The organism is Bradyrhizobium sp. USDA3516 (genome assembly GCF_057651995.1).
In genome coordinates, this window is sequence record NZ_JBYGYN010000006.1 from 242,404 (window position 1) to 255,733 (window position 13,330).

The window sequence follows — 13,330 nt, forward strand, 5'->3', positions numbered from 1 at the left end:
CGCCTCAATCCGCGCCTTCCGTTCAAGTGCCATTCAACTGGCCGGGCGCCTGATATGCGGTGGCCACCTCAACAACAAAAGCGGGCACAGCCATGCGCGGGACCCTCAAAGTCTTCCTCTGCCTTCTCCTGCCGATGGCGGTCCTTGCCGCGGGCGCGCCGCATCAGGCCCGTGCCCAGCAGCAGGAAAAGCGCATCGCGCTCGTGGTCGGCAATGGCGCCTATGCCAAATCGCCGCTGGCGACCACTGCGAACGATGCCGGCCTGATCGCGCAGACGCTCCAGGCCGCGGGCTTCGACGTGGTCGGCGCCCGCGATCTCGACGGCGACACGCTGCGCAAGAGCTTGCGCGATTTCATCCAGAAGGCCCAGGCTTCGGGACCGGGCACCGTCGCGATGATCTATCTTGCCGGCTACGGCGTGCAGCTCGCCGGTGAGAACTATTTCATCCCGGTCGATTCCAACATCAGCCGCGACACCGACATACCGACCGAGGCACTGCGCATCAGCGACTATGCGCGCCAGCTCGCATCGATTGCTCTCAAGGCCAACATCGTGGTGCTCGATGCGGCCCGGGCCCAGCCTTTCATCGAGGGCGGACAGCCGATCGCGAGCGGTCTGGCGCTGGTCGAGCCCGAGGCGAATATGCTGATCGCCTTCAACGCCGCGCCCGGCACGGTGGCGCCGGAGGAGCCGGGGCCCTACGGCATCTACGCGCAGTCGCTCGCCGAGATGATCCGCACCGGCGGCCTGCCGCTGCCCGAGGTGTTCGACCGCGTCCGCCTGCGCGTCAACGAGGCCTCCAAGGGCGCGCAGGTGCCCTGGAACGAGCAGAAGATCTCGGCGCCATTCTCGTTCTTCGAGCGCGCGCCCGATGCGCCGCCGCCGCAGGCTGCGCCCGACCAGGTCGCCGCGATCCGCAGCAAGCCGATCCGCGATCTCGGCGTGCAGGACGCTTACGCCGCCGCGCTCGAGCGCGACACGCTGCCGGCCTATGAGGAGTTTCTCGCGGCCTATCCGAACGATCCCCTCGCCAAGCGCGTCATGGCGATCGTTGCCGCGCGCCGCGAAGCCATCACCTGGCGGCGGACCTACCGGACCGACACGCCGGAGGCCTATTGGTCGTATCTGCGCCGCTATCCGCGCGGGCCGCATGCGGCGGACGCGCGACGCCGCCTTGCGATCCTCACCGCGCCGCCCGAGCCGCCACCGGTCTTCGCGATGATCGACTACGACGTGCCGCCACCGCCGCCGGAGGAGGTGGTCTATGTCGACCGTCCCGTGCTGTATTTCAGCGATCCCGATTTCGGCTTCGCACCGCCACCCCCGCCGCCGGTCTATTATCTGCCGCCGCCGCCGCCGGATTTCGTCGTGCTGCCGCCGCCGCTGCCCGTGGTCGGCCTGTTCGTGCTGCCGCAGCCGGTGTTCGTGCCGATCCCGGTGTTCGTGAGGCCGCCGATCTATGTCGCGCCGCCGCCGAACAACATCATCTATCAGAACATCCACAATACGACCGTCATCAACACCGTCATCAACCGCCCACCGGCGCCGCCGGCCGCGGGACCGGCGCCCGGACCTGGGATCGGATCTGGGATCGGACCTGGCAATCTGGCGCCGGCGGTTGCCGGCCGCGCCACGCCGGCAGGTCCCGCCGTGCCGCAGGCGGTCGCCCAGCGCGCCGCGCTGATCCAGCAGGGCAAGGCGCCGATGCCGCCGAGCGCGACGATCCAGCCGACGGTGAGGCCGGGTATCCCGACGCCAGCTCCGGCCAATGTCGCGCCTGGCACGACAGCGCCGCCGCCCACAGGCACCAAGCTGCCGCAGGCCAATACCGTGCCGCCGCCGGGAGCTCCCGGCAGCCCGCCGGCCGGAGCGGCGCCCGGGGTTGGGGCGCCGGGCGGCACACCCAGTCCGACCGCGACCGCTCCCGCCGGCAGCGCCGCGGCACCCCCGCAAGCACTGGCGCCGACCAAGCTGCCGCAGGCCAATACGCTGCCGGTGCCAGGCACACCCGGCGGGCCGCCGCCGGCCGGGGCCGGGGGCGCGCCCGGAACTGTCCCGTCCCAAGGCAGGCCCGCCGCGACCGCCACGGCACCGAGCGGCAACGTCCCGCCGGCGCAGCCGAACGCGGCAACGACGCCCAATCGCCTCCCGGCTTCCGGAAACGCGACGTCTCCGCCAGCTGCCCTGCCCAGGCCGCCGGGGACAACGAGCCCGCCTGCGCCTGACCTGCGTGGCAGGCCCGGCGGGCCCCAGCCCGGCGCTTTGCCGCCGCCGAGCGCGGCCTCCGGCAAGCCGGCCGCCCCAACAGCGGTCAAGCCCGCGATACCTCCACCGCCGCCCGTGGCGGCGCGGACGCCGCCCGGAGCTCAGGACCATCGGCCCGCGCCACCGCCGCCGCAGGCCTCCAGGCCCGGCGCTGCGCCGTCGCATCCCCAGGCTCTGGCAAGGCCGACACCGCCGCCTCCGCCGCGCGTTGCGCCGCCCCCGCCGCCACGCGCAGCGCCTCCGCCCGTGGCCGTGGCGCGGCCGGCGCCGCCTCCCCCTGTTGCCCGGCCGGCGCCACCTCCGCCAGCGATGGCGCGGCCGGCGCCACCTCCGCCGCCTATCGCCCGGCCAGCGCCGCCGCCACCTCCGGTCGCCCGACCGGCGCCGCCGCCGATGGCCGCCGCGCCGCATGCACCTCCGCGGCCGGCCGGCCCGCCACCGAAGAGCTGCCCGCCGGGCCAGCCCAGGTGCTAGGAGGCTCAGGGGGCAGGGGACGCTGGGATGGGACAGCAGCCTAGAGGCGTCCCCAAAGGCCGTTATTTCCTTGCTTCTGGCCGAAATGGCGCTATATAGCGCGCCATCTCACACGGAAACATGGCTCGCAAGGCCGTCCGGTGGCAACCGGGGCGAGAACGCTCCGTTTTGCTCACACGTTTCCGGAGGAACCAACCGGAGAATTAGAACGATGGCGCTACCCGATTTCACCATGCGTCAGCTGCTCGAAGCTGGCGTGCACTTTGGTCACCAGTCCCACCGCTGGAATCCGAAAATGGCTCCGTTCATTTTCGGCACCCGGAACAACATTCACATCGTTGACCTCGCCCAAACCGTGCCGATGCTGCACCAGGCCCTTCAGGCCGTCAGCGACACGGTTGCCAAGGGCGGCCGCATCCTGTTCGTCGGCACCAAGCGCCAGGCCCAGGACGGCGTTGCCGACGCGGCCAAGCGCTGCGCGCAGTACTTCGTCAATTCGCGTTGGCTGGGCGGCACGCTGACCAACTGGAAGACGATCTCGGCCTCGATCAAGCGCCTGCGTCATCTCGACGACGTGCTCTCGGGCGGCGAAGCCAATTCCTACACGAAGAAGGAGCGCCTGACGCTGCAGCGCGAGCGCGACAAGCTCGATCGCTCGCTCGGCGGCATCAAGGACATGGGCGGTCTGCCCGACCTGATCTTCGTGATCGACACCAACAAGGAAGACATCGCGATCCAGGAGGCCCAGCGCCTCAACATCCCGGTCGCCGCGATCGTGGACACCAATTCGGACCCGAAGGGCATCACCTATGTGGTGCCGGGCAATGACGACGCCGGCCGCGCCATCTCGCTGTACTGCGATCTCGTCGCGCGTGCGGCGATCGACGGCATCTCGCGCGCGCAGGGCGATTCGGGCATCGACATCGGCGCGTCGGCCAAGCCGCTCGCCGAAGAGCTGCCGGCGGCGTCCTCGAGCGGCTTCCAGGGCCTCGCGGGTCCCCGCGGCACCGCCGACGACCTCAAGAAGCTCCCGGGCGTGTCGGGTGCGATCGAGAAGAAGTTCAACGACCTCGGCATCTTCCACTATTGGCAGCTCGCCGAGCTCGACCACGACACCGCGCACACGATCGGCGAGGAAGTCGGTCTGCCGAGCCGCGCCGATGCCTGGGTGGCCAAGGCCAAGGCGCTGACCGCGGAAGCGGAATAGTCAAAAAGAGCGATGGGTTGGCCGGATAGGATCCGGCCACCATTTCAGTTGACGCGAATTCCTGAGATGGACCGCGGCGGGGCGATTCGATGCCACGCCGCGGCAAACCGGCAGGCACAAAGGATTTCAACGATGGCAACGATCACAGCTGCGATGGTCAAGGACCTGCGCGAATCGACCGGCGCGGGCATGATGGACTGCAAGGCCGCGCTCACCGAAAACGACGGCAACATGGAAGCGGCGCAGGACTGGCTGCGCAAGAAGGGCCTGTCCAAGGCCGCCAAGAAGTCGGGCCGCGTCGCGGCCGAGGGCCTGATCGGCGCGCTCACCAAGGGCACCAAGGGCGTCGTGGTCGAGGTCAATTCCGAGACCGACTTCGTCGCGCGCAACGGCCAGTTCCAGGGCCTCGTCAAGATGATCGCGCAGGTCGCGTTCGACGTCGGAGCGGACGTCGAGAAGATCAAGGCTGCCAAGGTCGGTGACGTCACGATCGAAACCGCCATCAATGATGCGATCGCCACCATCGGCGAGAACATGACGCTGCGCCGCGCCGCCCAGCTCGAGGTGAGCCAGGGTGTGGTCTCGCACTACGTCCACGGGGCGGTCATCGAGGGCGCCGGCAAGATGGGCGTGATCGTGGCGCTGGAATCGCCGGGCAAGGCCGATGAGCTCGCAGCGCTCGGCCGGCAGATCGCGATGCACGTTGCGGCCGCCAACCCGCTGGCGCTCGATCCGTCCGGCCTCGATCCGGCCGTGGTCAAGCGCGAGAAGGACGTGCTGGCCGACAAGTACCGTCAGCAGGGCAAGCCCGAGAACGTGATCGAGAAGATCGTCGAGTCCGGCCTCAAGACCTACTACAAGGAAGTCTGCCTGCTCGAGCAGGCCTTCATCCACGACACCGGCAAGTCGGTGGCGCAGGCGGTGAAGGAAGCCGAAGGCAAGGTCGGCGGCGCTGTGAAAATCGCGGGCTTTGTGCGCTATGCTCTCGGCGAGGGAATCGAGAAGCAGGAAAGCGACTTCGCGGCCGAGGTCGCCGCGGCCAGCGGCAAGAAGTAAGCGCCGGAAGTTCCTTCCGGCGTGCCGCCGGAAGCGGCGCCCGGACGAGGAAAGTGCTCATGACTGATCCGGTCTATCGTCGCGTCGTGATCAAGCTGTCCGGCGAGTATCTCGCGGGACAGCAAGGCTTTGGCATCGATCAGCCGACCGTCGACCGGGTTGCGGACGATCTGATCGCGGCCCGCCATCTCGGCACCGAGGTCGCGGTCGTGATCGGCGGCGGCAACATGGTCCGCGGCGTCGAGGTCTCATCCCGCGGGGTGTCGCGCACCACCGGCGACACCATGGGCATGCTCGCCACCATGATGAATTGCCTCGCGCTGGAAGCGGCGATCGAGCGCAAGGGAACGCCGGCCCGGACGCTGTCGGCCTTCGTCATGCCCGAGATTTCCGAGCTGTTCACCCGCGCTGCGGCACACAAATACCTGGCTGAAGGCCGGATCGTGCTGCTTGGCGGCGGGACCGGCAACCCGTTCTTCACCACCGACACGACCGCGGTACTGCGCGCCGCCGAGATCGGTGCGCAGGCGGTCCTGAAGGCGACGAATGTCGACGGGGTCTACTCGGCCGACCCCAAGAAGGACCCGACCGCCACGCGGTTCGACCGCCTGACGCATTCGCAGGCGATCGAGGGCGGCTACAAGGTGATGGATGCGACCGCCTTCGCGCTTGCCCGCGAGACGTCGCTGCCTATCATCGTATTCTCGATCGCGGAGCCGGGCTCGATCGGCGCGATTCTGCGTGGCGTCGGCCACGGAACCATCGTCGCCGGCTGACGGCTCATCTGACGCGCCGAAAGGACGGTGCGGAGCGGTCGCCGGGATTTTGAAGGAGAAACGTGATGGCCACGGGTAATTTCGATCTCAACGAAGTGAAGCGCCGCATGCAGGGCGCCGTCGCCTCGCTCAAGCACGAGCTCGGCGGCCTGCGCACGGGACGCGCCTCCGCCTCGATGCTCGATCCGGTGCAGGTCGAGGCCTATGGCAGCCACATGCCGCTCAATCAGCTCGCCACCGTCAGCGTGCCGGAGCCGCGGCTGATCTCGGTGCAGGTCTGGGACAAGTCGATGGTCAAGGCCGTCGAGAAGGCGATCGTGGATTCCAATCTCGGCCTGTCGCCCGCGACCGAGGGCCAGGTGCTGCGCCTGCGCATTCCCGAGCTCAACGAGGAGCGCCGCAAGGAGCTGGTGAAGGTCGCGCACAAATATGCCGAAGCCGCCAAGGTCGCCGCGCGCCATGTGCGCCGCGACGGTCTCGACGTGCTCAAGAAGCTCGAGAAGAATCACGAGATGTCGGAGGACGACCAGAAGCGTCACGCCGACGAGGTGCAGAAGGCGACCGACGGCACCATCGCCGAGATCGACCAGTTGCTGGCCGCCAAGGAAAAAGAAATCCTCACCGTCTAAGCGCGATGACGGTCGTCATCGCGCTTGAGAGTATCGTTCGCGCATGATCTCGTCGGACAACCGCTTCGCACTTTTCCGGATCATGCTTTAAGGCATCGCCGTCATGTCCAACGCCGCCGCGCCCGCAACGGAAGGACCCGACAGGTCCGAGGCGCCTGCGCATGTCGCCATCATCATGGACGGCAACGGGCGTTGGGCGGCTGCGCGCGGTCTGCCGCGGGCGGAAGGGCATCGCCGCGGCGTCGACGCGCTGCGCCGCGTGGTGCGCGCCTCGCACGAGCTCGGCATCCGCTATCTCACCATCTTCTCGTTCTCCTCGGAGAACTGGTCGCGCCCGGCCAGCGAGATCGGCGACCTGTTCGGCCTGCTGCGGCGCTTCATCCGCAACGACCTCGCCAGCCTGCACCGCGATGGCGTCAAGGTCCGCATCATCGGCGAGCGCGAGGGGCTCGAGAGCGACATCTGCGCGCTTTTGAACGAGGCCGAGGAGCTGACGCGCGACAACACGCGCCTGACGCTGGTCGTCGCCTTCAACTACGGCTCGCGGCAGGAGATCGCGAAAGCGGCGCAGAAGCTGGCCCGCGAGGTCGCGGAGGGCAGGCGGGATCCTGCCACGATCGACGCCGAGACGCTCGGGGCGCATCTCGATGCACCCGATATTCCGGATCCCGATCTCATCATCCGCACCAGCGGCGAGCAGCGCCTGTCCAACTTCCTGATGTGGCAGGCTGCCTATAGCGAGCTCGTGTTCGTGCCGATCCATTGGCCCGACTTCGACAAGGCGGCGCTGGAAAGCGCGATCGCCGAATTTGCCAGGCGCGAGCGCCGCTTCGGCGGCCTGGTCGCGAAGACCGCCTCGTGAACGCACCCGATCCTGCACCGGCCGGCGCCAAGCCTGCCCCGAGCAATCTGGTGATGCGGGTCCTCGCAGCGCTGGTGCTGGCACCGCTAGCCATCGCGATCGCCTATGCCGGCGGCTGGTTGTGGGCGCTTCTCGTCACCCTGGTCTCGATCGGGCTGTTCGCGGAATGGCTGATGGTGGTGGGTGCGGCATCGGCCGCGCTGACCGGGGCAGGGACGGTCGTGATCGCCATGATGGGAGCCTCCGTCGCGTTCGGCGCGCTCAAGACCTCCATCGTCACCGGCCTCATCGGCGGCGCCATCGTGACGCTGATCGCGCGGGGCAAGTTCTTGTGGGCGGCGAGCGGATTTGCCTACGCGTCGGCGGCGCTGCTGGCCTCGATCCTGGTGCGGAAGGATCTCGTCAACGGCTTCTCGGCGCTGATGTTCGTGCTGCTCGTGGTGTGGGCGACCGATATCGGCGGCTACTTCGCCGGACGCAGCATTGGCGGTCCGAAATTGTGGCCGCGCGTGAGCCCGAAAAAGACCTGGGCCGGCGCCCTCGGCGGGTTTGCCGCGAGCCTTGCGGTCGCGGCCGGCTTCGCCGCCTGCGGGATCGGAAAGCTGGTTCCGCTGCTGCTCATCGGCGCCGTCCTGTCAGCGGTATCCCAGCTCGGCGATCTCTTCGAATCCGCCGTGAAGCGGCGCTTCGGTGTCAAGGATTCCAGTCACTTAATTCCCGGCCATGGCGGGCTTATGGACCGTCTGGACGGTTTTGTCGCCGCCATCCTGGCGGCCTGGATTATCGGCTATTTCCGCCATGGTGTGCATAGCGCCGGAAGCGGTCTTATGGTTTGGTGAGGATATGAGCGCCGTTCCCTTGCGTAACAACCGGCTTGCTGCGTCCGACATTCGCAGCGTTACGGTCCTCGGTGCCACCGGCTCGATCGGCGACAGCACGATGGATCTCTTGCGCGCCTCGCGCGAGCGCTACCGTGTCGAGGCGCTGACGGCGAACGCCAATGTCACGGCGCTCGCCAAGCTCGCCAGGGAATTCAACGCGCGCTATGTCGCGATCGCCGACACCTCCAAGCTCGCCGAGCTCAAGGCTGCGCTCGCGGGCACCAGCACCGAATGCGGCGCCGGCGAAAGCGCGGTGATCGAGGCCGGCGCGCGTCCGGCCGACTGGGTGATGGCGGCGGTGAGCGGCGCTGCCGGGCTGAAGCCGGCGCTCGCCGCGGTCGATCGCGGCGCGCATGTCGCGCTCGCCAACAAGGAGTGCCTGGTCTGCGCCGGCGACTTCTTCATGCAGCGTGCGGCAAAGGCGGGCGCCTGCATCCTGCCGGCCGATTCCGAGCACAACGCGCTGTTTCAGGCGCTGAGCTCAGGCAATCGCGACGAGCTCGTCCGCGTCATCATCACGGCGTCCGGCGGCCCGTTCCGGACCTGGAAGCCTGTCGATATCGAGCAGGCGACGCTCGAGCAGGCCCTGAAGCACCCGAACTGGAGCATGGGCCAGAAGATCACGATCGATTCGGCCTCGATGATGAACAAGGGGCTCGAGGTGATCGAGGCGTCCTATCTGTTCGCGCTCTCGCCGGACGAGATCGACGTGCTGGTTCATCCGCAGTCGATCATCCACGGCATGGTCGAGTTTTCCGACCGCTCGGTGGTGGCCCAGCTCGGCGCGCCCGATATGAGGACGCCGATCGCCCATTGCCTCGGCTGGCCCGATCGCATCAAGGGCCCGGCAGCCAAGCTCGACCTGGCCAAGATCGGCCAGCTCACGTTCGAAGCGCCGGACTTCGAGCGCTTCCCCGGACTGCGGCTCGCCTACGAATCGCTCCGGACCGGGAAGGGCGCGACCACCGTCTACAATGCCGCCAACGAGGTCGCCGTGGCCGCCTTCATCGCCGGCAAGATCCGGTTCGGCGCGATTGCCCGGCTGGTCGAGGCGACCCTCGAGGATTGGGTCAAAGGCGGCAACCAGGCGCCCCTGACCTCCGCGGACGATGCAATCTCTGTTGACCATGTTGCGCGAAATAGGGCTGCCGCCCTATTGCCTCAAATTGCCTTAAAGGCATCCTAGTTGGTTCGGGACCAGCGCCTTGCGGTGCTGGCTGAGGGAATTCGATGATTGACTTTTTCGTCCATAGTTTCAATACGTTGAGCCATGGGCTCCTTGGTTACGCGGTTCCCTTCCTGTTCGTGCTGACCATCGTCGTGTTCTTCCATGAGCTCGGCCATTTCCTGGTCGCGCGCTGGGCGGGCGTGCGCGTGTTAACCTTTTCGCTCGGCTTCGGCCCCGAGCTGGCCGGCTTCAACGACCGCCGCGGCACCCGCTGGAAGATCTCGGCGATCCCGCTCGGCGGCTACGTCAAGTTCTTCGGCGACGAGAGCGAGGCCTCGACCCCGTCGGCCCAGACGCTGGCGGCGATGTCGGCCGAGGAGCGCGCCGGCAGCTTCCACCACAAGAAGGTCGGCCCCCGGGCGGCGATCGTCGCGGCCGGACCGATCGCCAATTTCATCCTGGGCGCGCTGATCTTCGCCGGCATGGCGCTCTATTACGGCAAGCCGAGCACGATCGCCCGGGTCGACGGTGTCGTCGCCAACGGCGCGGCGGCTGCCGCCGGCTTCAAGGTGGGCGACGTCGTCGTGCAGATCGACGGCAAGCCGATCGAGAGCTTTGCAGACATGCAGCGAATTGTTGCGATGAACGCCGGTTCGGCTCTTGCCTTCCAGGTGAGGCGCGACGGCGCCATCGTCTCGCTGACCGCGACCCCGGCGCTGCTGGAGCGCAAGGACCCGTTCGGCAACAGCCACCGTCTCGGCGTTCTCGGCATCGAGCACAAGTCGCAGGCCGGGGAGGCCTCGACCACCCCGGTCGGCGTCGGCGAAGCGCTCAAGATCGGCGTCGAGCAGGTCTGGTTCATCATCACCAGCACCTTCAAGTTCCTGGGCTCGCTGTTCGTCGGCCAAGGCAATCCGAACGAGGTCAGTGGCGTCCTGGGAATCGCGAAAATGTCGGGGCAGGCGGCCAGCGCCGGGTTCCAGTTCGTGATCAATCTCTGCGCGGTGCTGTCGGTGTCGATCGGTCTTTTGAACCTGTTCCCGATCCCGCTGCTCGATGGCGGCCACCTGATGTTCTATGCGGCCGAGGTGGTCCGGGGCCGGCCTTTGTCCGAGCGGACCCAGGAAATGGGGTTCCGAATCGGGCTTGGCCTGGTGCTGATGTTGATGGTGTTTGCGACCTACAACGACATCCTGCGGATGGCAGCTTCCTGATAGGGGCTTTTTTGTGGCGTTGCTGTTGAGCAACGTCTTGGAATGAAATTGAAATTACGGCGCTTTCGGCCGTTTGCGGCGTCGGCGAAATTGGCTACAAGCGGCCTGAACTTGGGGAATCTCCGGACCGGCGTTGGGGTTGGGTCTGGCACGGAATGATAAGGGCGCGTTGCGGATGAAGTTTGGACTGCGACTCCGGGGGGGCTTGCTAGCAACCCTGATCTTGTTCGGCGCGCCGGTGGTGGCCCCGGTTGGGGCTGTTTTCGTGTCTTCGTCTGCGCTCGCTCAGACCGTTCAGTCGATTTCCGTCGAGGGGAATCGCCGCGTCGAGGTGGAGACGATCCGCTCCTATTTCAAGCCGGGCCCGGGCGGCCGGCTGGATCAGGCCGCCATTGACGACGGCCTCAAGGCGTTGATCGAGACCGGCCTGTTCCAGGACGTCAGGATCAACCGCGGTTCCGGCGGCCAGCTCATCGTCTCCGTGGTGGAAAACCCGGTGATCGGCCGCGTCGCCTTCGAGGGCAACAAGAAGATCAAGGACGAGCAGCTCACCGCTGAAGTCCAGTCCAAGGCGCGCGGTACCTTCTCCCGCGCCATGGTGCAGTCGGACACGCTCCGTATCGCCGAAATCTATCGCCGCTCCGGCCGCTATGACGTGCGCGTCACGCCCGAGATCATCGAGCAGCCGAACAACCGCGTCGACCTGATCTTCACGGTCGAGGAGGGCGCCAAGACCGGCGTCCGGTCGATCGAGTTCGTCGGCAACAATGCCTTCTCGTCCTACCGCCTTCGCGACGTGATCAAGACGCGCGAGACAAATCTGCTGAGCTTTCTCGGCAGCGGTGACGTCTACGATCCCGACCGCGTCGAAGCCGATCGCGACCTGATTCGCCGATTCTATCTCAAGAACGGCTTCGCCGACGTGCAGGTCGTCGCGGCGCTCACCGAGTACGATCCGGAGAAGAAGGGCTTCAACGTCACCTTCAAGATCGAGGAAGGTCAGCAATACCGCGTCGGCGCGGTCGATTTCCGCAGCTCTATTCCGAACTTCGATCCGAGCTCGATGCGCGCCTATTCGCGCCTCAATGTCGGCTCGCTCTACAACGTCGAATTGGTCGAGAAGTCGGTCGAGGAGATGCAGATCGAGGCCTCCCGGCGCGGCTATGCCTTCGCAGTGGTCCGCCCCGGCGGCGACCGCAACTTCGAAGCGCACACTGTGGCCGTCGTGTTCAACATCGACGAGGGCCCGCGCACCTATATCGAGCGCATCAACCTGCGCGGCAACACCCGCACGCGCGACTACGTGATCCGCCGCGAGTTCGACATCTCGGAAGGCGACGCCTACAACCGGGCGCTGGTCGACCGTGCCGAGCGGCGCCTGAAGAACCTCGACTATTTCAAGAGCGTGAAGATCACGACCGAGCCGGGCTCGTCGAGCGACCGCGTCATCCTGATCGTCGACATGGAAGAAAAATCGACCGGCGACTTCTCGGTCTCGGGCGGTTACTCCACCACCGACGGCGCGCTGGCCGAAGTCTCGGTCTCCGAGCGCAACCTGCTCGGCCGCGGCCTGTTCGCCAAGGCTGCGGTGACCTACGGCCAGTATGCGCGCGGCTACTCGCTGTCGTTCGTCGAGCCGTATCTGCTCGACTACCGGGTCGCGCTGGGCCTTGACCTCTATCAGCGTGAGCAGAAGTCCAACAGCTACATCTCCTACGGCACCAAGACGCTCGGCTTCTCGCCGCGCCTCGGCTTCTCCTTGCGTGAAGATCTTTCGCTCCAGCTGCGCTACTCGATCTATCGGCAGGAAATCACCCTGCCGGGCTACCTGGCGAACTGTAACAACACCCCCGGGCCGAACTTCAACCCGAGCCCGGCCTACGCCGCCGCGCAGACGCCCCCGCTTGATCTCGCCTCCACCAACGGCCTCGGCTGCTACAACGATGGCGAAGCCTCGCTGCCGGTGCGCAAGGAGCTCGCCAACGGCAAGACGCTGACCTCGGCGCTCGGCTACACGCTGACCTACAACACGCTGGACAACAACAAGAACCCGACCGACGGCCTGCTCGTCGACTTCCGGCAGGACTTTGCGGGTGTCGGCGGCGACGTCTCCTATCTGAAGTCGGTGGTCGACGCGAAGTACTACACGCCGCTCGTGTCCGACATCGTCGGCCTCGTTCGCCTGCAAGGCGGCATGCTGAACAAGATCGGCAGCGATCTGCGCATGCTCGACCACTTCCAGATGGGCCCGAACCTCGTCCGCGGCTTCGCCCCGAACGGAATCGGTCCGCGCGACTTGAATCCGTACGGTTCGCAGGATGCGCTCGGCGGCACCAAGTACTGGGGTGCGTCGCTCGAATTGCAGATGCCGTTCTGGTTCCTGCCCAAGGAAGTGGGTCTGAAGGGCGCGGTCTATGCCGACGCTGGCGGCCTCTACGACTACAGGGGACCGACGAGCTGGACCGTCACCAACGAAGTCAACGCGCCCGGTTGTATCCCGTCGACGATCAATCCCGCGAGCACGGGCACCTGCACAGGTCTCGTCTATGACGACAGCAAGGTCGTTCGCTCCTCGGTCGGTGTTGGCGTGATCTGGCAGTCGCCGTTCGGACCGCTGCGCTTCGACTACGCCGTGCCGCTCAGCAAGGGCAAGTACGACCGTACGCAGGAATTCCGGTTCGGCGGGGGCACCACGTTCTAGTTCGATCAGCACGGCACGATCCGGATCACCGGAGCCGGTTTCCGAAAGGGATCGTGCCGATCCAAGACATGAGGCATGATGCGGCCTGACCGCTT

10 protein-coding genes are annotated in these 13,330 nt (G+C 66.8%); all 10 read left to right on the forward strand.

The annotated features are described in order from the left end of the window. The first annotated feature begins 92 nt into the window (after positions 1-92). The 10 genes from AC24YW_RS20580 (at position 93) to bamA (ending at position 13,235) form a co-directional block, all read left to right on the forward strand. On the forward strand, positions 93-2,741 hold the full coding sequence (locus AC24YW_RS20580; protein WP_487484426.1) for a caspase family protein: 2,649 nt from the start codon (positions 93-95) through the stop codon (positions 2,739-2,741). 211 nt (positions 2,742-2,952) lie between these two features. Continuing rightward, positions 2,953-3,948, forward strand: coding sequence for a 30S ribosomal protein S2 (locus tag AC24YW_RS20585; protein ID WP_487484427.1), 996 nt, complete (start codon positions 2,953-2,955; stop codon positions 3,946-3,948). A gap of 132 nt (positions 3,949-4,080) precedes the next feature. Further along, the gene (gene tsf, locus AC24YW_RS20590) at positions 4,081-5,004 is read left to right on the forward strand and encodes a translation elongation factor Ts (RefSeq protein ID WP_124158103.1); all 924 of its coding nucleotides are present in this window, start codon (positions 4,081-4,083) and stop codon (positions 5,002-5,004) included. Positions 5,005-5,063: 59 nt separating this feature from the next. Then, complete coding sequence (gene pyrH / locus AC24YW_RS20595) at positions 5,064-5,780, forward strand: UMP kinase (protein WP_487484428.1); 717 nt, start codon at positions 5,064-5,066, stop codon at positions 5,778-5,780. Between the two features lie 65 nt (positions 5,781-5,845). Beyond that, positions 5,846-6,409, forward strand: a complete 564-nt coding sequence (gene frr, locus AC24YW_RS20600) for a ribosome recycling factor (RefSeq protein WP_025036556.1) — start codon at positions 5,846-5,848, stop codon at positions 6,407-6,409. A gap of 103 nt (positions 6,410-6,512) precedes the next feature. Continuing rightward, the gene (locus tag AC24YW_RS20605) at positions 6,513-7,271 is read left to right on the forward strand and encodes an isoprenyl transferase (RefSeq protein WP_036010029.1); all 759 of its coding nucleotides are present in this window, start codon (positions 6,513-6,515) and stop codon (positions 7,269-7,271) included. Between the two features lie 53 nt (positions 7,272-7,324). Beyond that, a complete protein-coding gene (locus AC24YW_RS20610) occupies positions 7,325-8,110 on the forward strand; it encodes a phosphatidate cytidylyltransferase (RefSeq protein WP_487484629.1) in 786 nt (261 codons plus the stop codon). A gap of 4 nt (positions 8,111-8,114) precedes the next feature. After that, positions 8,115-9,338: a 1-deoxy-D-xylulose-5-phosphate reductoisomerase gene (gene dxr / locus AC24YW_RS20615; protein WP_487484429.1), complete on the forward strand. Its 1,224-nt coding sequence runs from the start codon at positions 8,115-8,117 to the stop codon at positions 9,336-9,338. A gap of 44 nt (positions 9,339-9,382) precedes the next feature. Then, entirely contained in the window at positions 9,383-10,534 is a 1,152-nt protein-coding gene (gene rseP, locus AC24YW_RS20620) for an RIP metalloprotease RseP (protein WP_487484430.1), read from the forward strand. A 175-nt stretch (positions 10,535-10,709) separates the two neighbouring features. After that, positions 10,710-13,235, forward strand: coding sequence for an outer membrane protein assembly factor BamA (gene bamA / locus AC24YW_RS20625; protein WP_487484431.1), 2,526 nt, complete (start codon positions 10,710-10,712; stop codon positions 13,233-13,235). Positions 13,236-13,330: the final 95 nt, after the last annotated feature.

Excerpts from the sequence above, each read along its gene's own strand:
- AC24YW_RS20580 (WP_487484426.1), top strand. The coding sequence starts at position 93 with ATGCGCGGGACCCTCAAAGTCTTCCTCTGCCTTCTCCTGCCGATGGCG.
- AC24YW_RS20585 (WP_487484427.1), top strand. The coding sequence starts at position 2,953 with ATGGCGCTACCCGATTTCACCATGCGTCAGCTGCTCGAAGCTGGCGTG.
- tsf (WP_124158103.1), top strand. The coding sequence starts at position 4,081 with ATGGCAACGATCACAGCTGCGATGGTCAAGGACCTGCGCGAATCGACC.
- pyrH (WP_487484428.1), top strand. The coding sequence starts at position 5,064 with ATGACTGATCCGGTCTATCGTCGCGTCGTGATCAAGCTGTCCGGCGAG.
- frr (WP_025036556.1), top strand. The coding sequence starts at position 5,846 with ATGGCCACGGGTAATTTCGATCTCAACGAAGTGAAGCGCCGCATGCAG.
- AC24YW_RS20605 (WP_036010029.1), top strand. The coding sequence starts at position 6,513 with ATGTCCAACGCCGCCGCGCCCGCAACGGAAGGACCCGACAGGTCCGAG.
- AC24YW_RS20610 (WP_487484629.1), top strand. The coding sequence starts at position 7,325 with ATGCGGGTCCTCGCAGCGCTGGTGCTGGCACCGCTAGCCATCGCGATC.
- dxr (WP_487484429.1), top strand. The coding sequence starts at position 8,115 with ATGAGCGCCGTTCCCTTGCGTAACAACCGGCTTGCTGCGTCCGACATT.
- rseP (WP_487484430.1), top strand. The coding sequence starts at position 9,383 with ATGATTGACTTTTTCGTCCATAGTTTCAATACGTTGAGCCATGGGCTC.
- bamA (WP_487484431.1), top strand. The coding sequence starts at position 10,710 with ATGAAGTTTGGACTGCGACTCCGGGGGGGCTTGCTAGCAACCCTGATC.